We start from the raw sequence: 21,371 nt of genomic DNA on the forward strand, positions 1-21,371 counted from the left end.
CTGTCTTAAATTTCACTACGCGTTTTACCGACAGCAGGCAGGTAAAACAGGGGCCGCCATTTTCGGCAAGCCCCCCTGACAGGTTTTCTTAACCGCCGTACACGTCAAAGTCGAAATATTTTTTAGCCAGCTTGTCGTAGGTGCCATCTTTGCGCATCGATTCAAAAGCTTTGTCGATGGCCGCTTTCAGATCGGTTTCATCTTTGCGCATGCCTATACCGGTTCCCACGCCAAAGATCTTCTCATCCTTCACCGCCGGACCGGCAAAAGCAAAGTTTTTACCCGCAGGCTGTTTCAGGAACCCTTCGCTGGCGGCAACCTCATCCTGGAAAGCCGCATCAATTCGACCCGCCGTCAGATCCTGATACACCTGGTCCTGGTTTGCATAAGGCGTGATGGTTACGCCTTTTGGACGCCACTCCTGATTTGCATAGGTTTCCTGCGTGGTACCCTGAAGCAGTCCGATAGTTTTGCCCTTCAGCGAGTCCACTGTTGGCAACAGTTTGGAACCTTTAGGCGCAATCAGACGGGCATTGGCTGCAAATAATTTTTCAGAGAAGGCGATCTCCTGCTGACGTTTTTCGGTAATCGAGAGGGAAGAGATAATGGCATCAATCTTCTTCGCCTTAAGCGAGGGGATCAGCGCGTCAAAATCGCTCTCTACATACGTACATTTGGTCCCCATACGTTTGCAGATCTCGTTAGCGAGATCGATATCAAACCCAACCAGCTGCCCCTGGGCATTCTTTGATTCAAAAGGGGCATAGGTAGGATCGTTACCAATGCGCAGCGTCTTCGGTGCGGCAGCAAATGCGCTACCTGCGGAAGAGAGAGCCAGCAGCAGAGAAAGAGCCAGGACCTGCTTTTTCATAGATTACCCTCAAGATGAACTTTTATTATGGCGTTATGATCTGTTCGCGCCGTTATGGCCAATGTTATTTGCAGGTTTCATGCCACTTTTACGCGGGTGTGCCCCACGGTTGCGCAGTCCGGTCGCCACGCTCGGTTACAGCGTAAGCGCCCGGATTCTGAGGAAATATATAGCAGATTTGTTGAGGCGGAGCGGCGGCAATGTTGCATTTTGGTGCAGCAGATGCACGAAATGCGATTCAGCGCCCGCTATTGCACTAATATTGGGCAGGGAAGCGAATCTTATGCACCCTGCCAGCGCGTAAACAGATCCTTATCAAGTTCGATATCAAACTGATCTATCACCCTGTTAACCGTCTGATCGACAATATCCATAATCTGCTGCGGACGGTGATAGAAGGCAGGAACGGGGGGCATAATGATTGCGCCTAACTCGGCCGCGCTGGTCATCATACGCAGGTGCCCAAGGTGCAGCGGCGTTTCCCTTACGCAAAGTACCAGCCGACGACGCTCCTTAAGCACCACATCTGCCGCGCGGGTTAGCAGCCCGTCGGTGTAGCTGTGAACAATGCCGGAAAGGGTTTTCATTGAGCACGGCAGGATAGCCATCCCCTCGGTCTTAAATGAGCCAGAGGAGATGCTGGCAGCAATATCGCGCGCATCGTGAACCACATCGGCCATCGCCTGGACCTCACGCAGCGAATAATCGCTCTCCAGCGCCAGGGTTTGTCGCGCCGCCTGACTCATTACCAGGTGCGTTTCCACCCCGCTGACCTGCTGCAATATTTGCAGCGTGCGAACGCCATAAATCACGCCGCTGGCGCCTGAAATGCCAATAATGAGTCGTTTCATGGTTAACCTGCTTTAATCATTGAAAGGCCAGCTCCCGCCCGCCAAAAAAACAAATGGGCCGGAATCGCTTCCAGCCCATCAACTCTGTTGCACTCTCGCTAAGGGTATTAGCCTTCGTTGTGCATTTCCAGGTTTTCTACTTCATTCTGACGCGCCATTGCTTTGGCATCGTCATTGCGTAACGACTGGAGATACTCAAGATAGCGCTGATCGACATCTTTGGTCACGTAGATACCGTTAAAGACCGAGCACTCAAACTGAACGATATCCGGGTTTTCTTCACGTACGGCTTCGATCAGGTCATCCAGATCCTGGAACACCAGCGCATCTGCACCAATCAGCTGGCGGATCTCTTCCACTTCACGTCCGTGCGCAATCAGTTCCGTCGCGCTGGGCATATCAATGCCATAGACGTTAGGGAAACGCACTTCCGGTGCCGCTGAGGCAAGGTAGACTTTTTTCGCGCCTGCCTCACGGGCCATCTCGATAATCTGTTCGGAGGTGGTCCCACGCACGATGGAATCATCAACCAGCAGGACGTTCTTGCCGCGAAACTCCGCGCGGTTAGCGTTCAGCTTACGGCGCACGGCGCTGCGGCGCTGGTGCTGCCCCGGCATGATAAAGGTGCGGCCGACATAGCGGTTTTTAACAAAGCCCTGACGATACGGCTTGTCGAGGATACGGGCGATCTCCAGCGCGATATCGCAGGAGGTTTCCGGAATAGGGATCACCACATCAATATCCAGATCTTCCCACTCACGGGCAATTTTCGCGCCCAGTTTGGTGCCCATGCGCACCCGTGCACTGTAGACGGAGATTTTGTCCAGGAACGAGTCCGGGCGGGCAAAATAGACGTACTCAAACAGGCAGGGATTGAATTTCGGGTTTTCCGCGCACTGACGGGTGAAAAGCTGGCCCTTCTCGGTCACATAGACCGCTTCGCCCGGCGCCACATCGCGCAGGAATTCAAAGCCCAGGGTATCCAGCGCCACGCTCTCAGAGGCCACCATATATTCACAGCGACCGTCCTGCATGCCGCGTTTGCCGATAACCAGCGGGCGAATGCCGTTAGGATCGCGGAAAGCGACCAGGCCATGGCCAATAATCATTGCCACGCAGGCGTAAGCGCCGCGAACGTGCTGATGCACGGCCGCAACCGCCGAAAAAATATTCTCTGCTTCCAGCGGGTAGTGCTGAAAACGATCCAGCTCCTGCGCAAAGATATTCAGCAGGATTTCAGAATCGGAGGTGGTATTCACGTGACGACGACCGCTTTCAAACAGCGCGCGGCGCAGTTCGTGGGCATTGGTCAGGTTACCATTATGCGCAAGTGTGATGCCGAAAGGCGAGTTGACGTAGAAGGGCTGCGCTTCAGAAGCACTTGAGCTTCCGGCAGTAGGATAGCGTACGTGGCCAATCCCCATATTCCCCTGCAAACGCTGCATATGGCGGGCTTCAAATACATCGCTAACCAGACCGTTTGCTTTACGCAGGCGGAAGCAATTCAGTGCATCGATGGTGACAATGCCAGCGGCATCCTGCCCACGGTGCTGTAGCACCGTTAACGCGTCATAAATCGACTGGTTGACCGGCATAAAACCGGCGATTCCGACAATACCGCACATAGGGTCATTTCCTCATAAGCCGCAACCCCGGCTCAATTACCGGGGCAAAAAACTCGACGTGCTTTTCAGATAGTCAAAAAACCACCTGATGATGTAGCTGAACTGGGGGACCAGCTGGGACTGTTGCCAGTCCGGGCTTTTAGAAAAGCCGGTGAATGTATCAAGGAAGAACAGCATCGCCGATACGATCAGCACGCCGCGCAACGCCCCGAAACAGACGCCGAGTACCCGGTCAGTACCCGACAGCCCGGTTTTTTCAACCAGTGAACCAATAACGTAGTTGACGATGGCCCCGACTAACAGCGTGGCAACGAACAACACCGCAATAGCGATCCCATTTCTGACCAGTTCATCGTTGAATCCAGTGAGCCAGACGGCCAGGAAGGCGTAATAATGACTGGCGACAAAAAATGCGCATCCCCAGGTGACGAGTGATAAAGCTTCCCGAACGAACCCGCGGATCAGGCTGACCAGTGCCGAAAAACCGACAACCGCAATAATGACGTAATCTATCCAGACCATGAACTCTTCCAGCGACTGTGCCCCTGCCTCAGATCCCGCCTCTTGTTGCCTGTGAGAAACGTGCTTCACTATGCAGAAAAAGAAGACGTAACCGGAGTTCGGGGCGAATTCTAACAGAAAAAGAAAACGTTTGCGTACGGTTTTCCTTTGCCAGTTTAATTAAAATGTTGCGCAAAAATAATACGCACTTATGTCGTCTCTCATCCGCTCATGAGGATGCTGCACTCTGATAAAGTAATCATTTGATTCATAATAAATAATGGGGCAACTGGAAGTGATAATGCAAGGGACTCAGGCGCGCGATTAACTGCTTTGTAAGGCTGAGGCTTTTATATTAACAGGTACAGACTAACAGTCCGCGGCGCTGAACAACCCTGCGCAATTCACAGGAGCCCTCAATGTTTCCTGTACCCCAATACCCACGTTGCTAACACTGCTCCTTCATCGCGAGCACCAGCGTGCTTAAGCTGTTCCTTCTTACCGTGAATACCAACGTGCTTAAGCTGTTCCTTCATCGCGAATACCAACGTACTTAAGCGGTTCCTTCATACCGCGAGCATTTAAGCTGACCCGCAGCCCCCGGGATTATCCCTGATCCGGAGGTCTGCGAGGCAGGTTATCAGTGCGCGCTGTAGGGTTTAACCACGCCGCCCAGTCCGGAAATTCCCTGTAGCTCACCAACGGCGGCCTGCATTTTCGCTTTGGAGGCGTCGGGGCCGACATAAAGGCGGGTGATTTGCCCCTGGACCGGCGTAGAGGGCTGAGTAAAGGCCCGATAGCCGGACAGACGCAGTTTCGCGACGATCTCATTCACCTTAGCCGCATTTTTCAGTGCGCCCAGCTGTACGACCCAGGCCTGGCCTGACGGCGCGGCTTCCGGCTGCGCTTTCTGGCGCGACTCCGCTACAGTGGTGGATTCATCCTCTGCTGCGGTCCGCGGCTTTTCAACCGGCTTAGGCGCAGGCTTTTCAACCGGTTTCGGTTTTTCCACCGGCTTCGGTTTTTCGACAGGCTTCGGCTTTTCAACCGGCTTCGGCTGTGCGGCAGGTTTAGATGGCTGGACCGAAGGCGGTGCGACCACATCCGGCTGGTTTACCGACTGCGGCGCCGTTGAACCGCTCTCAGCCTGTGAGCTGTTCTCACTGTTGCTGCCCATCGTCGCGGCACCTTCCGGCGGCTGGGCGGGCAGCGGCTGTGTTACCGACGGAACCATATCGGTTTCCTGCTGATCGCCCGGTTTTGGCACCAGCGGGATTGCCGCAAACTCTTCTTTATAGTGCTTCTTTTTACCGTCCAGCAGCCCTGGCAGCACGATCACGCCCAGCGCCACAATGATGATGGTTCCGACTAAACGGTTCTGAAACTTACTTGCCACTGCCGTTCTCCGCTTCTATCGTTTCCATTACCTGAGCTACGGTATGGAATGAGCCACATACCAGTACAATATCCTGTTCCGCTGCCTGCTTCAGTGCCTGGTGATATGCGTCAGCCACGCTGGGAAATGCCTTCGCCGCGGGCAGATACGCCATTAGCTGTTCAGCCGTGGCACCGCGCGGCCCATCAAGAGGCGCGCAGTACCAGCTATCGATCACCGGGCTGAGGCAGGCCAGCGTACCGGCGATGTCTTTGTCGTGCAGCATACCGACCACTGCATGGGTCCTGCCGACGTCAGGCAGCTCGCCTAATCGTTCGGCGAGGTAAGCCGCCGCATGAGGATTATGCGCCACGTCAAGGATTACCCGTGGCCCCTCTGCGACGGTCTGGAAGCGCCCCGGTAACACGGCCTTAGCCAGCCATTCGCGCAGGATAGCCTCATCCACTTTCAGCGGCGATGCACGCAGCGCAGCCAGCGCCGTCGCCGCATTGGGTAAAGGCACCTGCGGCAGCGGCAGCCCGCTCAGCGTACCCTGTGCATCGCTGAACGACCAGCAGTGCGCCTGGGCGGTATATGACCAGTCATGACCCCGCCGGAATAAATGCGCCCCCAGTGAATCAGCCACTTCTGCGATAGTGTCTGGCATATCGGGCTCGCCCACGATGGCGGGTTTGCCGGCACGGAACACGCCCGCCTTTTCACGACCAATACTTTCCCGATCCGGCCCAAGCCAGTCGGTATGGTCGAGCGCGATGCTGGTGATCACGGCCACATCCGAATCTACAATATTGGTGGCATCAAGACGGCCACCCAGCCCGACCTCAAGGATCACCACGTCAAGTGCCGCACGTTTAAACAGCCACAGGGCGGAAAGCGTGCCGTATTCAAACCAGGTCAGCGAGGTTTCACCGCGCCCTGCCTCGATATCGACAAAGGATGCAATATGCTCAGATTCAGCCAGCTCTTCGCCCTGAATACGCACGCGCTCGGTATAGCGAACCAGATGGGGCGAACTGAAGACGCCAACGCGATAGCCAGCCGCCATCAGCAGCGTTTCCAGCATACGACAGGTTGTGCCTTTGCCATTGGTTCCCGCGACGGTGAAAACAAAAGGGGCGGGGGTAAGCAGGTCGAGCGAGGTAGCCACGCGCTGTACGCGTGCCAGCCCGAGTTCGATAGCCTGAGAATGTAAATTCTCAAGATAATGAAGCCACGTGGCCAGGGGCGACGTGGCTTGAGGAAGATTATCCATGTGTCCCGTTCACAACGTTACGGTGCATTGGGGAAAGGGCTTGCGCCCTTTCGGGAATCAATCAGGCCTCGTGGCTCTGAGGTGCATCTTCGACCACCTCTTGCGGGGCGTCTTCATGCGGCTCTGGCAGATTCATCATCTTGGCCAGAATCGTCGCCAGCTTAAAGCGCATCACCGGGCGGCGCACGATCATATCAATCGCGCCTTTTTCGATTAGGAACTCGCTGCGCTGGAAGCCAGGCGGCAGCTTCTCGCGCACGGTTTGTTCGATAACGCGCGGGCCAGCAAAACCGATCAGCGCTTTAGGTTCAGCGATATTCAGATCGCCCAGCATGGCGAAACTGGCAGAAACGCCGCCCATGGTCGGGTCGGTCAGTACGGAGATATAAGGAAGCCCCCGCGCCTGCATTTTTGCCAGCGCGGCGCTGGTTTTCGCCATCTGCATCAGCGACATCAGCGCTTCCTGCATACGGGCACCACCGGAGGCTGAAAAACAGATCATCGGGCAGTTGTCTTCCAGCGCCTGCTCAACCGCACGAACAAAACGCGCGCCGACCACCGAGCCCATCGATCCACCCATAAAGGAGAACTCAAAGGCAGCAGCGACTACGGGCATATCGTACAGCGTGCCTTTCATGACGATCAGAGCATCTTTTTCACCGGTGTCTTTCTGAGCCGCTGAAAGACGGTCTTTGTACTTTTTAGAATCCCTGAACTTGAGCAAATCCTTCGGCTCCAGCTCGCTGCCCAGCTCAACCATCGAGCCTTCATCCAGCACGCTGTGCAGACGATCGCGACCATGCATACGCATGTGGTGGTCGCATTTCGGGCAAACTTCAAGATTACGTTCCAGCTCGGCGCGGTAGAGAACCTGGCCGCAGCTGTCACACTTGGTCCAGACACCTTCCGGAATACTGGATTTGCGCGTTGGGGAGATTGTGCTCTTATTGAGAATTCGTTCAATCCAGCTCATTGATGACCTTTCTGTTTGAACCTGGCTTAACCAGTTTTCTTTTTCCACGCCGCAGCAGCAGCGCAGACCGTAAATGTCGCTCATTAAACCATAACCGCCCGACGCTGTGGATAAAAATCTGGCCGTCGGGCACGTGTTTAATGCATTACGACTGCGATTTAGGCGGCTTTGCAGCACGCCGGTGACGCAGAACCTCTATGACGCCCGGCAGAATAGAGACCAGGATTATCGCCACAATCAGATAATGAATATTCTTCTGTACCGCTGGCAGGTTACCAAAGAAGTAGCCCGCGTAGGAAAACAGCAGCACCCAAAGCAGTCCGCCCGTCACATTAAACAGCGCGAAGTGGCGGTAGGACATTTTACCCATACCGGCCACAAAGGGGGCAAAAGTGCGAACAATTGGAACAAAGCGCGCAAGAATAATCGTTTTCCCGCCGTGGCGCTCGTAAAACTGATGCGTTTTATCCAGATAGCTACGACGGAAGATTTTCGACGAAGGGTTGCTGAACAGCCTGTCGCCAAATAAACGCCCGATGGTGTAGTTCACCGCGTCACCCAGAATGGCGGCAATGCACAGCAGCAGCGCCATCATATGCACATTCAGCGCACTGTCGGGTATTGCCGCCAGCGCGCCCGCCACGAACAACAGCGAGTCGCCCGGCAGGAATGGCGTAACCACCAGGCCGGTTTCACAAAACAGGATAAGGAACAGAATGGCGTAGATCCAGATGCCGTACTGCGCAACCATAGCCTGTAGATGAACATCAATGTGCAGAATAAAATCAATCAGGGTGTGAATCATTTCCATACTTGTTTCCCTAATACTTCGGACCAGGATTAATCCACGAGGAACAGCGGTCCCATCGGCGGACGAGGTAAATCATAGCGTTCGGGATAATCGACCGCCACCAGGTAGAGCCCTTCCGCCCTGCCGGTTGCGGCAGCCAGCTTGCGATCTTTTGCCGCCAGCAGTTCTGCCATCCAGCTTTCCGGCTGATTCCCACAGCCTACTTCCATCAGGCTGCCGACGATGTTGCGTACCATATGATGCACAAAGGCGTTCGCCTTGATATCTACCACCACGTAGGCTCCGTAGCGGCTGACGGTGAGGTGCATCAGGTTGCGCCAGGGCGTACGCGACTGGCACTGTACCGCGCGAAATGACGTGAAGTCATTCTCACCCAGCAGGCACTGACCGGCACGCTGCATTTTTTCAACATCCAGAGGATGATAAAAGTGGGTCACGCCGCCGTGCAGGATCGCCGGGCGCAGACGCCGGTTATAGATAACATAGCGATAGCGGCGCGCCGTGGCGCTGAAGCGGGCGTGAAAATCATCCGGCACCGCTTTGACCCAGCGAACGGCTATGTCAGGCGGCAGGTTAGCATTCACGCCCAGCGTCCAGGCCGCATCCTTGCGCACCGACGTGGTTTCAAAATGTACCACCTGGCCGGTGCCGTGAACGCCCGCATCGGTGCGGCCCGCGCAGAAAACGCTGACCGGATGATTCGCCACCGCCGCCAGCGCTTTTTCCAGCTTTTCCTGGACGCTTCTCACTTCCTGCTGCCGCTGCCAGCCATAATAGCGGCTACCGTCATATTCAATGCCGAGCGCCACTTTATGTGACGGCTGCGGCAGTCCCGCGTCTGACATCAGTACAGATACTCCTGCACCAGCTTCTCGGCGGTTTTAATCGCCATCAGCGCGCCACCAAAACGCACGTTGTCTGACACTGACCAGAACTGCACCATTTCAGGTATGCCGTAATCATTACGTACGCATCCCAGATTGAGCTGAGCACTCCCGGAGGCATCGCCGACCTGGGTGGGGTAATCGTCCTCGTCAGACAGCAGGATATCCTCCGCCTGCGCAAGCGCGTCTCGTGCTTCCTCAGCCGACATGGGCCGCAGATTTTCGATATGTACTACCTGCGCGTTGCCGTAAAAAACCGGCGCCTGAACCGTGGAAACGGTGATTGGCAGGCCTTCATCCTGAAGAACTTTACGCACCTGATCGACCAGGCGGCGCTCCTGCACTACGCTGCCCTCGGCATCAGGCAGCAGCGGCAGCATATTGAACGCCAGCTGGCGATCGAAAAACGTTTCCTCCGTTGGCAGGCCGTTGAGCAGGCGGGCGCTTTCTCCCGCCAGCGAATCTACGGCGGCTTTGCCGTGCGCCGAGGCGGCAATCAGGCTGGTGACCTGTAAACGACCAAGGCCAGCAACATCAACCAGCGGTTTGATTGCGCACAGCAGCTGACTGGTGACGCTGTCGGCAACGCTGATGATATTGCGGTTGCGGTAGTCGGCCAGCACCTGCGGGTTGACGTCCGGCACCACCAGCGGTACGTCCGGCTCAAGCGCGAACAGATCGCTGGAGTCAATCACCAGGCAGCCGCTGTTCGCCGCCTCATCCGCATAACGTGCCGAGGCCTCACGACCGGCGACGAAAAAGGCCAGCTGCACCTGCGACCAGTCAAATTCATTCGCATCCGTGACCAGCAGTGATTTGCCCTCGTAGCGCAGCGTTTCGCCCGCGCTGCGCTCGCTTGCCAGCGCATACAGCTCACCAACCGGGAACTGACGTTCAGCCAGTAATTCCAGTAAAGCTCTCCCTACTGCGCCTGTCGCGCCCAGTAGCGCGATATTCCAGCCGTCAGACATGTTGGTTTACTCCAGAAATGACATAAAAAATTAAGGGCGGTGCAGTACCGCCCGGAGAAGCATTCTATTCCGTCCGGCCAGCGTTCAGCCTGCGGAAAGCGGATGAAAAACCGCATTAAAACCCAGTTTTTTCAGCAAAAGCGCCGTCTCTTCCACATCGCAGCTTACCCGCAGTGAAGACCACTCACGACGCTCAAGATAATTTTTGCGTAGCCGGTCAAACTCTCCCGGTATAGCCGCCACCTTCCGCAGCGGCGCATCATCGCGGCGCACATCATACACCAGATGCACCACTCTTTTTAGCGTTGCCTGATCCAGCCTGCCGTTAAGGGTAATATGGGTAAATTCAGGCGCGGGCAGCAGCGTATCCAGCGCCACCTGCTGCGGCTGGCCGAGCCAGGCCGTCCAGGCTTCAAAGACCTGGGTGGTGCCGCGCGCTTTACCTTCCAGGGTGTATCCGGCTATATGCGCGGTGGCAATATCGACTTTTTCCAGCAGCGGCAGGGAAAGCTCGGGTTCGGGTTCCCACACGTCCAGCACCACGCTGAGATCGCTGCGCTGTTGCAAAACCTTCAGCAGTGCGGCGTTATCCACCACTGGTCCGCGACAGGCGTTGATCAGGATGCTGCCGGGCTTCAGCGCCAGCAGCAGCGCCTCGTCGGCCAGGTGCAGCGTTTTGTACTCACCCTGCTTATAAAGCGGCGTATGGAAGGTGATTATGTCCGCCTGGGCGACCACCGCGTTGAGCGGCAGGAAATCCTCCGGGTCGCCACGGTCGGCGCGCGGCGGGTCACACAGCAGGGTACGAACTCCCAGCGCCTCAAGCCGCGCCTGCAGACGACGGCCAACGTTACCCACACCGACGATACCTACCGTCCGATCTGTCAGCTGAAAGCCGTCGCGTTCCGCCAGCAGCAGCAGCGCAGAGAAGACATATTCGACCACGGCAATGGCGTTACAGCCGGGGGCAGCCGAAAAGGCAATCCCCTGCTCTTTCAGAAAAACCTCATCAATGTGATCGGTGCCAGCGGTGGCGGTGCCGACAAATTTTACCGGCTTACCGCTCAGCAGCCCGGCATTCACTTTAGTGACCGAACGCACCATCAGTCCATCCGCATCATCCAGCGCTGCCGGGGGGACGGGACGCCCCGGAACCGCCACCACATCACCGGTGCGGCTAAAGAGTTCCCGGGCATAGGGCATATTTTCATCAACGAGGATTTTCACAATCGGTTTCCTGCATAAGCCAGTGAGGGCAGACATTCTGCCACAAACCTGCTAAAGGGATAAGCCTTCGGTGCGGCGGCCCTCTGCGGTAAGGGTAAAGTCGGATTATCAGTATCTGTCCTCTACCTGAGAAGGTTACACTGGTCACCATGATGAACGTAATCCCGGGCTGCCTGTGAATTTCCTGTTCCCTCTGCTGGCCGTATTAATCTGGTCGGTTAACGCAATTGTTAGCAAAGTTTCTGCCGGCGCGATCGATCCCGCCGCCATCTCCTTTTACCGCTGGCTGCTGGCCCTGCTGGTGCTCACGCCGTTTGTATTACCCGGCGCCTGGCGCAATCGTCAGCAGATTAAGCCGCTGTGGTGGAAGCTGCTGGTTCTTGGACTGCTGGGCATGGTGCTGTATCAAAGCCTGGCCTATTACGCTGCGCACAGCGTTAGCGCACTGTTTATGGGGATACTGAACGCGCTGATCCCGCTGCTTACCGTGCTGATCGGAATTGTACTGCTGCGCCTGGCACCCACAATGGGGATCGTCATCGGTAGCCTGCTCTCGTTTGGCGGGCTGGTGTGGCTGGTCAGCGAGGGCCATCCTCAGCGGCTGCTGGCGCAGGGGCTGGGTAAAGGTGAGCTGATGATGTTCGCGGCCTCCACCTCGTATGCCCTTTACGGCGTACTGACGAAGCGCTGGGCGATTGCCCTGCCGGGCTGGCAAAGCCTTTACGTACAGATACTGTTCGGCGTGCTGATGCTGCTGCCCAATTTTCTGCTGGCGCAGGACGTCTCCTTAAATCTGCATAATATCCCGCTGGTGCTATTTGCCGGGATCCCGGCCTCTGTGGTGGCACCTTTCCTGTGGATCCAGGGCATGGTGCGTATGGGTGCCAATACGGCCTCTGTTTTTATGAATCTGGCCCCCATTTTTACCGCCATTATTGCCGTGCTTTTTCTGCACGAACAGTTACACAGCTATCACTATATTGGCGGGGGAATTACTCTGCTGGGGGTGATTCTGGCACAGCGACTGCGCACGCCGCTGATGTTCCGGAAGGCACGGGCAGATGGGAATAACCCGCCCCCGCCCTGACGGTGCGTGTCTGCCCGCAGCTGGCAGACCTGCCCCATTTTTCCCGGTACTGAAAATAATTGCCCTGGCAGCCCCTGGCCTCTACCTATCGCAGGGCGGGATTGTTATCATGGTGAATCAACCTTTCCGGCGCGCCCCGGACACAGACCTTTAGTGAAGGATTTTTGCCATGCAACCTCTCAGTGGCCCCGGTGCGCCGATACCCGGCGATCGCTCGACGATCGATGCCAGAACGGATGCCAGTCGCACTGGCCCGGGCGATCAGCCACTGTCTCCCGCGCAGCGCACCACGCTGGAAAGACTGATTGTAAAAATCATGTCGCTCAGCGCGCTGAAATCGCCTGAGCTGTGGGCAGGAATGCGCCACGAAGTCGGTGTAAAGAATGATGCAGGACTGCTGGCGCGCCACTTTCCCGCGGCCGAACAGTTTCTTAATACACGTCTGTCGCAGGTACAAAATACCCACGCCACCCGCCAGCTGTTTCAACAGCTTACCGACCTGCTGCCCGCGGGTAACAATCGCCAGGCAGTCAGCGACTTTATTCGTCAACAGTTTGGTCATACCGTACTTAGCTCGCTGAATCCCGATCAGCTGCGCCAGGTGCTGACGATGCTGCAAAATGGTCAGATGGCTATTCCTCAGCCGCAGCAAAACCGCATTACCGATCGTTCGCTGCTGCCTGCGGAACACCATACGCTCAACCAGCAGATTGCCCGACTGGCGGCGGCGACCGGCGAACAGCCCGTTAAGCTGTGGGCTTCGGTACTCAAAGTCGTCAATCTGCACAGCGGCGATCCGATCCCTTCGCGTCTCTTTCCGCTCCTGACCCAGTATTTACAGGTTAGCCAAACGCTGAGTCAACACGCTGCGCCAACGCTGCCAATGCTGCTGGCCTCGCTGAAAGTGCCCTCTGACCATGCAGAACAGCGGCTGCTGGAAGACGCCAGTCAGCAGCGCTTCCAGCTACCGCCGCAGGCAGTATTAACGCCGTACCAGGCACAGGATTTGATGAATCTGCTGTTTGCGCGTCGAGCCGAACGGCTGAGAGAACAGCCGCTGGCGGACAGTGAGATCCATCCCCAGCCGATTGTGGCGCCGCTATTTGGCTATGTGCCGCAGGTACTGCAACCGATCGTTAATCGCCCGGTATTCACGGCCTTCGCGGTACTGGTGCTGGTTGGCTTTCTGCTGTGGGTCCTTCTCTGAGTTAACCGCAGACCGTTAGCAGCCGCAGTCCCGCACCTGGGACTGCGTGGGCCAGCCCCCTGCCGCCTCCCCCTGTACCAGCGGATGACCGTCGCGTAGCCAGAAATCCAGTCCGCCAATTAACTCTTTTACCCGCAAACCCGCTGACGCCAGCTTCCAGGCCCCTTTGGTTGAACCATTGCAACCAATCCCATCACAATAGGTTACATAGACTTTGTCACGATCCAGCAGTAGCAATGATTCATGCGTCATCGTCCGGTGCGGGAAACTTATCGCACCGCAGATATGCCCGGCCAGATATTGTTCGGTGGATCGTACATCAAGCACAATAATTTCCCGGATCCCATTGGCTAAATCCTGGGCGAGATCCCAGGCGTCGGTATAATGGGAAAGCTTTTCATGCAGCCAGCCTGCACTTTGAGAGGCAGAGGGCGGCGGGAATTGCAGAACGGCAGATCCAGACATAGTGACTTCCTTTATTGAAGGTATCAGGTAATGATACGGGGATATGGCCTTAATACTGATACCCATTTCATGCAGAAGATAAGACCACCGTGGCGCTCACTACCCTGCCGTTGATATCGCTTTTTGCTGCACAGACCGCCCTTACCCTGCGAGAAAAACTCTGTGCAACGCTGCGCCAGCTTATCAACAGTGGCAAAGTACAGAAGGGAGACCGCCTGCCCTCATCAAGGCTGCTTGCCTGCGATCTCAGCATCTCACGCGTGACCGTGGAGGCCGCTTATAGCCAGTTAGAGAGTGAGGGCTATCTGTATCGCTTAACCGGACGCGGCACCTATGTCGCGATTGTACTTCCGGCTGGCAGAGCGGAGAAAAAAGCGCCCGGTGACGCCAAAATTAGCCTGTCTGCGCGTGGGCGCAGCATCATTGCAACAGGTGGCTGCACCGATCCTCTCTTTCCCCAGGCATTTGCCGCCGGTTCCCCGGACCTCCGCGCTTTTCCCCATAGCCTCTGGCGGCGGATAACCGCGCAAACGCTTCGTCAGAATGGCGAATCCCTGATGCGCTATGGTTGTCCTCAGGGGCTGCCAGCGTTACGGGAGGCAGTGGCAAACTACCTTGCGCTATCGCGCGGTGTCAGATGCGATCCCGGCCAGGTCATTATCGTTACCAGCTCTCAGCAGGCGCTGCAGATGCTGGCCGTATTACTTTGCGATCCAGGCGACAGCGTGGGAATGGAAGATCCCGGCTATCCGGGAGCGCGTAATGCGTTTATCAGCACCGGGGCTGACATGCGCAGCCTGCCACTTGATAACGATGGGGCAGTGCTTCCGGAAAACACGCGGATGAAACTGGCCTACCTGACGCCGTCCCATCAGTATCCTACCGGCATCACCATGAGCCTCCATCGACGGCTGCAATGGCTGGCATGGGCTCGTGAGCATAATTGCTGGCTGATTGAGGATGATTACGACAGCGAGTTTTATTACGATGCGCCGCCAGTACCTTCATTGCAGGGTCTTGATAACGACGGACGCGTGCTGTATCTGGGGACATTCTCGAAAGTCATGTTCCCCTCGTTAAGGCTGGCGTATCTGGTTGTTCCCTCTTCGCTTGTCGATCCGCTTTGCCGACTGCGCAGCCTGATGGACGGTCACAGTGCGCAATTAATGCAGGCCATCACCGCCGAATTTATTCATAACGGTCATTTGCAGGCGCATCTGCGATTAATGCGCAGGCTTTACGCCAGTCGCCGCAATCTGCTGCTGGATGAGATTCAGCATAAACTGGGCGACAAGCTGCAGATCATGAGCCGGGGTAATGGGTTACAGCTGGCCGTGACCCTGACCGGCGGGGAAGAAGAAAAATTATCGCAGCAGGCGCGCGCCGATGGGCTATTGCTACCGCGTCTGTCGCCTCTTTATGCCTCAGCGTCGCCGCCACAGGGCTGGCTACTCGGTTTCTCCGCCCTGACGCGGGCGGAGATTATTCATGCCGTCGATAAGCTGGCGCGGCTGCGCTACTGACGGCCGACGGTCATGACTACGGCAATACCCAGCAGCGCGCAGGCAGCGCCAGCGAGATAAACCGAGCCGTAGCCCAGAGATGTTGCGAGGATCCCGGTTAACGGCCCGCTGGCTCCGTAGGCGATATCCTGAAAGGCAGAGAAACCGCCCAGCGCCGTGCCGCGTACCTGGGGAGCGACGCGCTTCACCACTTCAACCCCCATCGCCGGGAATACCAGCGAACAGCCACAGCCGGTCAGCGCAGCGCCCGCCAGCGCCATCGTTCCGCTACTGGCAAACCCCAGGATTAGCAGCCCAATGGCTTCAACCAACAGCGAAATTAGCGCCACGCGCACGCCGCCGAAGCGGTCCGGCAATCCGCCAAACAGGACGCGGACCAGAACAAAAGCCAGGCCAAACGCGGTAAGCGCCAGCCCGGCATTGCCCCAGTGCTGACTGGCGAAATAGAGCGAGGTAAAGGTGCCAATAACGGCAAAACCCGTCCCCTGGAGCGCCAGCGCACAGCCCGGCGACAGAATTTGCCCAATCACCTTCCACAGCGATGGACGTTCTCCTCCGTGCGTGGGCACGGGTTTGACCCAGACGTTGAACAGCAGAGCGACCAGCGGCAAAAAAATCGTTGCAATGCCCATCGCCAGAAAGCCCCACTGACTGTGAAGCCATAATCCCAGCGGCGCACCGGCCGCAAGCGCGCCGTAAATCGCCATACCGTTCCATGACATCACCTGCCCCGAACGCTTTGGCCCGACCAGACCCATGCCCCAGGTCAGATTCCCGGTCAGCAGCTGGCTTTCGCCAAAGCCCAGCAGCAGCCTGCCCACCACCAGCAGCGCAAACTTTGCCATCACCGGTACTGGCAGCACCGCCGCCAGTACGTAGGCGACCCCAACCAGCGCACAGGCCAGCATGCCCTGTAGCGTCGATCGCTTTGCACCACGCTGATCGGCCAGCCTGCCCGCGTAGCCGCGCGTCAGCAGCGTGGCGAAAAACTGAATGCCGACGGCCACGCCGACCATCACGTTATTCAGCCCGAGCTGCTGATGGACAAACAGCGGAATAACCGGCAGCGCCAGCCCGGCAGTAAGGTAAGTTAAGAATACAGCGAATGAGATACTGCCCAGCGAAACCGTCGCGCTGGCAGGGGATGTGATAGTAACCGCAGACATAGTGTCACGCCTCTCCTTGTAATAACGTAAGGGTGCGTTAACTACGCGCACCCGTGTTGCCGATGCCGAAGCAGCGGAACGGATGCGTTGGTTAACGTTAAACGCTTACGCAACATCGTGACGACGTTGAAGGCGTTAACTTAAATAAAAAGCGTCTGACTGGCAATAAAAAAAGGGACAGCCCTTACGGACTCTCCCTTTTTTTGCAACCCACGGTGATTACAGCTTGCGCATCACCAGCGTGGCGTTGGTGCCGCCAAAGCCGAAGCTGTTGGACATCACAGTCTTCAGCGTCTGCTCGGTCGGTTTGGTCACGATATTCAGACCCTCAGCAGCAGGATCCAGCTCGTCAATGTTGATGCTCGGGGCAATAAATCCGTGCTCCAGCATCAGCAGCGAGTAGATTGCTTCCTGAACGCCTGCCGCACCCAGTGAGTGGCCAGTCATCGCTTTGGTCGCTGACATCGCAGGCATCGCATCGCTGAACACTTCACGGATTGCGCCAAGCTCTTTCACATCACCCACTGGCGTGGACGTACCGTGCGTATTCAGATAGTCGATTGGGGTATCCACGCCCTGCATCGCCAGTCGCATACAGCGCATTGCGCCTTCGCCAGATGGTGCAACCATGTCCGCACCATCGGAGGTTGCGCCGTAGCCAACCACTTCTGCATAGATGTGAGCTCCACGTGCCAGCGCATGCTCCAGCTCTTCCACCACGACCATGCCGCCGCCGCCTGCAATAACAAAACCATCGCGGCTGGTATCGTAAGTACGGGACGCCAGCTCAGGCGTTTCGTTGTAACGGGTTGAGAGCGCGCCCATTGCGTCAAATTCGCAGGACATTTCCCAGCACAGCTCTTCGCCGCCGCCAGCAAATACCACATCCTGTTTGCCGAGTTGGATCTGCTCAACGGCGTTACCGATACAGTGCGCAGAGGTCGCACAGGCCGAGCTGATGGAGTAGTTGACGCCGTGAATTTTAAACGGGGTTGCCAGGCAGGCGGAAACGCCGGAGGCCATCGCCTTGGTAACCATATAAGGACCCACGCCGCGCAGGCCTTTAGCGCGCATGCCGTCAACGCTGGCTGCCTGGTTGTAAGGTGAACCGCCGCCGGAACCGGCAACCAGACCCACGCGCGGGTTGTTCTGGTACTGCTCGTTGGTCAGGCCAGAGTCTTTAACCGCTTCCAGCATAGAGATATAAGCATAAATGGACGCGTCACTCATAAAGCGCAGACTTTTGCGATCGATGAGGCTGGCGATTTCGTCTTTAGAAAGTTTGACGTTACCCCAGATGTGACTACGCATGCCGGAATCTTTTAGCTCCTGAGAGAAGGTAATGCCGGAGCGACCTTCACGCAGGGACGTCAGAACTTCCTCCTGGTTATTACCAATGCTGGAGACGATTCCCAGGCCTGTAATCACTGCACGTTTCATTCAATACCTCATAACTTCTATATTAGGATTCGAGGAGCACTTTAGCTTACAGTTGTACGCCGAACAAGTCCGATCAGCATTTTACTTTTGTAAATTTGCGCGAGCTGGCTCACACCGTTACAATCGCGGCACTGCCTGATAACTGAGCTTTTGCCGTGAAAAATGTCCCCATTGAGCACGCCGAACTGAGCTGGAATGAAGAAGGTACACCTGTATCCCGAGCATTTGGCGATGTCTATTTTTCTAACGAAAGCGGCCTTGAAGAAACCCGACACGTTTTCCTTGGCGGCAACCAAATACCCGACCGCTTTGAACACCATCCCAGAGCACTGTTTATTACCGCGGAAACGGGGTTTGGCACCGGACTGAACTTTTTAGCCCTCTGGCAGGTGTTTGATCAATTCAGGCAGCAGCATCCGGACTCAAGATTACAGCGTTTACACTTTGTCAGCTGTGAGAAATATCCGCTTAATCTTGCCGATCTGACCAGTGCTCAGTCCCGCTGGCCGACGCTGGCAAAGTATGCCGCCGCGCTACAGGCACAGTGGCCCGTTGCCCTGCCCGGCTGCCACCGCCTGTTGCTGGATGAGGGCCGCGTCACGCTCGATCTGTGGTTTGGCGATATTAATCAGCTGATCCACACTTTTGATGACAGCCTGACGCAGCAGGTTGATGCCTGGTTTCTGGATGGCTTTGCGCCATCAAAAAATCCGGATATGTGGACGCCGGAGCTGTTCGCCTGCATGGCAAAGCTGGCGCGTCAGGGCTGTACGCTGGCGACCTTTACCGCCGCGGGTTTTGTCCGACGCGGACTGACCGATGCCGGTTTTGAGGCAGGAAAGCGCAAAGGTTTTGGCCCAAAACGCGAGATGACCTGCGGCGAGATGAAGGCGGTCTCCCCCGTGCGTAAACAGCAGCCGTGGTACGCCCGCCCGGCGGCAGAAGGCGACGACATTGCGCTGATTGGCGGCGGCGTAGCCAGCGCCCTGCTCGCCCTGGCGCTGCTGCGACGCGGTAAAAACGTCACGCTCTACAGCGCCGCCGCGCGGCCTGCCGCAGGCGCCTCCGGTAACCGCCAGGGCGCGCTCTACCCGCTGCTTAATCATCACGACCCGGCGCTGGCGACCTTTTTTCCCACCGCCTTCACCTTTGCCCGACGCTTTTATGACGCCCTTGCGCTGTCGTTCGATCACGACTGGTGCGGCGTCACGCAGCTGGCCTGGGATGAAAAGAGTGCGGAAAAAATCGCTAAAATGCTGACCCTGGCGCTGCCGGAAGAGATAGCCCGCAGGGTTGATACTCAGGAGGCCGAAGCGCTGTGCGGCGTTGAGACAGGATGCGGTGGCATGACCTACCCGCTGGGCGGCTGGCTTTCCCCCGCCCAGCTCACGGCACAGCTGCTTGAACAGGCAGAACAGTGCGGGCTCAGGCTGCACTGGAATCACCGCCTGACCGGGCTGACGGAGCAGAATGGCCGCTGGACGCTCAATTTTTCCGACCTGCCGAGCCAGCAGGCTCCGACCGTCGTGCTGGCGACCGGACACGAACTCGCCTCCTTTCCGCAAAGTGAAAAACTACCCGCCTATCCGGTTAGCGGCCAGGTGAGCCATATTCCCACCACGCCCATGCTGGCGCAGCTAAAGCAGGTACTGTGCTACGACGGTTACCTGACACCGGCTAATCGACATAATCAGCATCACTGCATCGGTGCCAGCTACCATCGCGCCGACAGCTCAACGGCCTACCGCGAGGCCGATCAGCAGGAAAATCGCCAGCGGCTGATCCGCTGTCTGCCCCATCAGGCGTGGCCAGAGGAGGTGGATGTGAGCGCAGGCCAGGCCCGAAGCAGCGTGCGCTGCGCCACCCGCGACCATATGCCGATGAGCGGGCCGCTGCCGGACTATGCGCGTACGCTCGCGGAGTACACCACTCTGGCGCAGCATAAGGACCAGGCATCAGACGCCCCACTGCATAACGGCCTGTTCGTTCTGGGCGCGCTGGGGTCGCGGGGATTATGCAGCGGCCCGCTCGCCGCCGAGGTGCTGGCCGCCGAACTATGCGGCGAACCGATCCCGCTGGATCGCGATACGCTGGCCGCGATGCATCCCAACCGTTACTGGGTCAGGAAGCTCCTGAAGGGAAAAGCGGTGAAAACCTTCGACTAAACCTGATTTGTGATACCAACAGAAAGGATGCAAATTCTCAGCAAAGGGTAAAGATGAGAATTAACAGCCTTTCCTTAATCAGGCAGACTTACGCGCCTGGAGAAACAGATTGTCCCACATGCCAATCACCAGCGCCTGATCGCGCGGCGAGAGCTCGCCGGCCTGGATTGCGTTTTGCAGGCTTTGCTGCACCTGAATTTGCAGGGCCTCCGGCGTATGTTCGCCCGACTGTTCGATCTCTGCCACCGCCAGGGTCAGATGACCACGCAGATAGCCGCTGGCAAAAAGCTCATCGTCGCTGGCACTCTCCACCATATCGTCGATCAGGGCCAGGATCCGCGCTTCAAATTCGTCAATCATATCGTTCCTCTTGCTTGCTTTCCCCCATCATCACAGATCTTCCGGCCATGGAAACTGTGACGCGGTTAGCGGGGGCGTTGAGTAATAAGTGCAAAGTTCGGCAATAAAGCGCGCCGGGCGGGCGGGTATGCCCTGTTCAAAGTACGTCATCACCTGTGCATGAACCCTGCGCTGAAAAGCGATGCGATCCGGCTCACAGTCTCCACTGAGATTGTCACAACTTACGTTGAAGGGAAACCCTGCTGCAACACAAAACAGCCACTCCAGCGCCTGGGGCTTAATTTCAACGGATTCAAACTGGCTTTGCGTCGTGGCATCGCGTCCGTCCGGGCAGTACCAGTAGCCAAAATCAACCAGTTTGCGGCGTTCGGCCCCGGCGATACACCAGTGGGAAATCTCATGCAGGGCGCTGGCGTAGTAGCCGTGAGCAAACACCACGCGGTGATAATTCACCTCGTCGTCAGCAGGAAGATAGATCGGTTCGTCATCGCCTTTAATCAGGCGGGTCTGAAAGTCCTGATAAAAGCAGCGGTCAAAAATCTCAATCAGCTGTGAATAATCGTGTGTCGTTCTCATGATTCGTTTCTTCTGGAACA

Annotated in this window: 20 protein-coding genes; 4 read left to right on the forward strand and 16 right to left on the reverse strand. The window is 56.9% G+C overall.

Going from position 1 to position 21,371, the window contains the following annotated elements:
- Positions 1–88 precede the first annotated feature (88 nt).
- From argT to pdxB, 11 genes are all read right to left on the reverse strand, one after another.
- Entirely contained in the window at positions 89–871 is a 783-nt protein-coding gene (argT, locus tag A1830_RS11075; protein ID WP_067705738.1) for a lysine/arginine/ornithine ABC transporter substrate-binding protein ArgT, read from the reverse strand.
- Between the two features lie 281 nt (positions 872–1,152).
- A complete protein-coding gene (locus A1830_RS11080) occupies positions 1,153–1,722 on the reverse strand; it encodes a UbiX family flavin prenyltransferase (RefSeq protein WP_067705739.1) in 570 nt (189 codons plus the stop codon).
- Between the two features lie 107 nt (positions 1,723–1,829).
- The gene (gene purF / locus A1830_RS11085) at positions 1,830–3,347 is read right to left on the reverse strand and encodes an amidophosphoribosyltransferase (RefSeq protein ID WP_067705740.1); all 1,518 of its coding nucleotides are present in this window, start codon (positions 3,345–3,347) and stop codon (positions 1,830–1,832) included.
- Positions 3,348–3,383: 36 nt separating this feature from the next.
- On the reverse strand, positions 3,384–3,869 hold the full coding sequence (gene cvpA, locus A1830_RS11090) for a colicin V production protein (protein ID WP_067705742.1): 486 nt from the start codon (positions 3,867–3,869) through the stop codon (positions 3,384–3,386).
- A 619-nt stretch (positions 3,870–4,488) separates the two neighbouring features.
- Entirely contained in the window at positions 4,489–5,244 is a 756-nt protein-coding gene (gene dedD, locus A1830_RS11095) for a cell division protein DedD (protein ID WP_067705743.1), read from the reverse strand.
- A complete protein-coding gene (gene folC, locus A1830_RS11100; RefSeq protein ID WP_067705744.1) occupies positions 5,234–6,496 on the reverse strand; it encodes a bifunctional tetrahydrofolate synthase/dihydrofolate synthase in 1,263 nt (420 codons plus the stop codon). Before folC ends, dedD begins: the two co-directional genes overlap by 11 nt.
- A gap of 61 nt (positions 6,497–6,557) precedes the next feature.
- The gene (accD, locus tag A1830_RS11105; protein ID WP_067705746.1) at positions 6,558–7,469 is read right to left on the reverse strand and encodes an acetyl-CoA carboxylase, carboxyltransferase subunit beta; all 912 of its coding nucleotides are present in this window, start codon (positions 7,467–7,469) and stop codon (positions 6,558–6,560) included.
- A gap of 145 nt (positions 7,470–7,614) precedes the next feature.
- Complete coding sequence (locus A1830_RS11110) at positions 7,615–8,280, reverse strand: DedA family protein (protein ID WP_067705747.1); 666 nt, start codon at positions 8,278–8,280, stop codon at positions 7,615–7,617.
- Between the two features lie 29 nt (positions 8,281–8,309).
- On the reverse strand, positions 8,310–9,125 hold the full coding sequence (gene truA / locus A1830_RS11115) for a tRNA pseudouridine(38-40) synthase TruA (protein WP_067705749.1): 816 nt from the start codon (positions 9,123–9,125) through the stop codon (positions 8,310–8,312).
- On the reverse strand, positions 9,125–10,135 hold the full coding sequence (locus tag A1830_RS11120) for an aspartate-semialdehyde dehydrogenase (protein ID WP_067705751.1): 1,011 nt from the start codon (positions 10,133–10,135) through the stop codon (positions 9,125–9,127). The genes truA and A1830_RS11120 overlap by 1 nt, the downstream gene beginning before the upstream one ends.
- Before the next feature lie 84 nt (positions 10,136–10,219).
- Positions 10,220–11,398 carry a 4-phosphoerythronate dehydrogenase PdxB gene (pdxB, locus tag A1830_RS11125; RefSeq protein ID WP_067705752.1) on the reverse strand — a complete coding sequence of 393 codons (1,179 nt, stop codon included), beginning with the start codon at positions 11,396–11,398 and terminating at the stop codon, positions 10,220–10,222.
- A 139-nt stretch (positions 11,399–11,537) separates the two neighbouring features.
- Between pdxB and A1830_RS11130 the strand changes: the two genes are divergently transcribed.
- Both A1830_RS11130 and flk read left to right on the forward strand, forming a co-directional pair.
- Positions 11,538–12,449 carry a DMT family transporter gene (locus A1830_RS11130; RefSeq protein WP_067705754.1) on the forward strand — a complete coding sequence of 304 codons (912 nt, stop codon included), beginning with the start codon at positions 11,538–11,540 and terminating at the stop codon, positions 12,447–12,449.
- Positions 12,450–12,618: 169 nt separating this feature from the next.
- Positions 12,619–13,656, forward strand: coding sequence for a flagella biosynthesis regulator Flk (gene flk / locus A1830_RS11135; protein WP_067705755.1), 1,038 nt, complete (start codon positions 12,619–12,621; stop codon positions 13,654–13,656).
- 15 nt (positions 13,657–13,671) lie between these two features.
- Here the strand turns inward: flk and A1830_RS11140 are convergent, their stop codons facing one another.
- Positions 13,672–14,121 carry a rhodanese-like domain-containing protein gene (locus A1830_RS11140; RefSeq protein ID WP_067705757.1) on the reverse strand — a complete coding sequence of 150 codons (450 nt, stop codon included), beginning with the start codon at positions 14,119–14,121 and terminating at the stop codon, positions 13,672–13,674.
- Between the two features lie 89 nt (positions 14,122–14,210).
- Between A1830_RS11140 and A1830_RS11145 the strand changes: the two genes are divergently transcribed.
- Complete coding sequence (locus A1830_RS11145) at positions 14,211–15,644, forward strand: MocR-like pyridoxine biosynthesis transcription factor PdxR (protein ID WP_067705760.1); 1,434 nt, start codon at positions 14,211–14,213, stop codon at positions 15,642–15,644.
- Here A1830_RS11145 and A1830_RS11150 read toward each other — a convergent pair.
- Together A1830_RS11150 and fabB are read right to left on the reverse strand one after the other, a co-directional pair.
- Entirely contained in the window at positions 15,638–16,810 is a 1,173-nt protein-coding gene (locus A1830_RS11150) for an MFS transporter (RefSeq protein ID WP_067705762.1), read from the reverse strand. The genes A1830_RS11145 and A1830_RS11150 overlap by 7 nt on opposite strands.
- 219 nt (positions 16,811–17,029) lie before the next feature.
- A complete protein-coding gene (fabB, locus tag A1830_RS11155; protein ID WP_067705765.1) occupies positions 17,030–18,250 on the reverse strand; it encodes a beta-ketoacyl-ACP synthase I in 1,221 nt (406 codons plus the stop codon).
- A 155-nt stretch (positions 18,251–18,405) separates the two neighbouring features.
- On the opposite strand from fabB, the gene mnmC reads away from it, so the two are divergent.
- Positions 18,406–20,415, forward strand: coding sequence for a bifunctional tRNA (5-methylaminomethyl-2-thiouridine)(34)-methyltransferase MnmC2/FAD-dependent 5-carboxymethylaminomethyl-2-thiouridine(34) oxidoreductase MnmC1 (mnmC, locus tag A1830_RS11160; protein ID WP_067705767.1), 2,010 nt, complete (start codon positions 18,406–18,408; stop codon positions 20,413–20,415).
- Between the two features lie 78 nt (positions 20,416–20,493).
- Here the strand turns inward: mnmC and A1830_RS11165 are convergent, their stop codons facing one another.
- Both A1830_RS11165 and A1830_RS11170 read right to left on the reverse strand, forming a co-directional pair.
- Entirely contained in the window at positions 20,494–20,775 is a 282-nt protein-coding gene (locus A1830_RS11165; protein ID WP_067705769.1) for a YfcL family protein, read from the reverse strand.
- A 30-nt stretch (positions 20,776–20,805) separates the two neighbouring features.
- Positions 20,806–21,351 (reverse strand): elongation factor P hydroxylase, encoded by a 546-nt coding sequence (locus A1830_RS11170; protein WP_067705771.1) that lies wholly within the window; start codon positions 21,349–21,351, stop codon positions 20,806–20,808.
- Between the last annotated feature and the right edge of the window lie 20 nt (positions 21,352–21,371).

Source organism: Erwinia sp. ErVv1, assembly GCF_900068895.1.
Taxonomy (GTDB): domain Bacteria; phylum Pseudomonadota; class Gammaproteobacteria; order Enterobacterales; family Enterobacteriaceae; genus Erwinia.

What these genes read in the sequence shown, in the direction of transcription:
- cvpA (WP_067705742.1), bottom strand. Translation starts at nt 3,869, where the DNA reads ATGGTCTGGATAGATTACGTCATTATTGCGGTTGTCGGTTTTTCGGCA.
- A1830_RS11150 (WP_067705762.1), bottom strand. Translation starts at nt 16,810, where the DNA reads ATGTCTGCGGTTACTATCACATCCCCTGCCAGCGCGACGGTTTCGCTG.
- folC (WP_067705744.1), bottom strand. Translation starts at nt 6,496, where the DNA reads ATGGATAATCTTCCTCAAGCCACGTCGCCCCTGGCCACGTGGCTTCAT.
- A1830_RS11140 (WP_067705757.1), bottom strand. Translation starts at nt 14,121, where the DNA reads ATGTCTGGATCTGCCGTTCTGCAATTCCCGCCGCCCTCTGCCTCTCAA.
- A1830_RS11110 (WP_067705747.1), bottom strand. Translation starts at nt 8,280, where the DNA reads ATGGAAATGATTCACACCCTGATTGATTTTATTCTGCACATTGATGTT.
- fabB (WP_067705765.1), bottom strand. Translation starts at nt 18,250, where the DNA reads ATGAAACGTGCAGTGATTACAGGCCTGGGAATCGTCTCCAGCATTGGT.
- flk (WP_067705755.1), top strand. Translation starts at nt 12,619, where the DNA reads ATGCAACCTCTCAGTGGCCCCGGTGCGCCGATACCCGGCGATCGCTCG.
- A1830_RS11080 (WP_067705739.1), bottom strand. Translation starts at nt 1,722, where the DNA reads ATGAAACGACTCATTATTGGCATTTCAGGCGCCAGCGGCGTGATTTAT.
- accD (WP_067705746.1), bottom strand. Translation starts at nt 7,469, where the DNA reads ATGAGCTGGATTGAACGAATTCTCAATAAGAGCACAATCTCCCCAACG.
- pdxB (WP_067705752.1), bottom strand. Translation starts at nt 11,398, where the DNA reads ATGTCTGCCCTCACTGGCTTATGCAGGAAACCGATTGTGAAAATCCTC.
- A1830_RS11165 (WP_067705769.1), bottom strand. Translation starts at nt 20,775, where the DNA reads ATGATTGACGAATTTGAAGCGCGGATCCTGGCCCTGATCGACGATATG.
- purF (WP_067705740.1), bottom strand. Translation starts at nt 3,347, where the DNA reads ATGTGCGGTATTGTCGGAATCGCCGGTTTTATGCCGGTCAACCAGTCG.
- truA (WP_067705749.1), bottom strand. Translation starts at nt 9,125, where the DNA reads ATGTCAGACGCGGGACTGCCGCAGCCGTCACATAAAGTGGCGCTCGGC.
- A1830_RS11120 (WP_067705751.1), bottom strand. Translation starts at nt 10,135, where the DNA reads ATGTCTGACGGCTGGAATATCGCGCTACTGGGCGCGACAGGCGCAGTA.
- A1830_RS11170 (WP_067705771.1), bottom strand. Translation starts at nt 21,351, where the DNA reads ATGAGAACGACACACGATTATTCACAGCTGATTGAGATTTTTGACCGC.
- argT (WP_067705738.1), bottom strand. Translation starts at nt 871, where the DNA reads ATGAAAAAGCAGGTCCTGGCTCTTTCTCTGCTGCTGGCTCTCTCTTCC.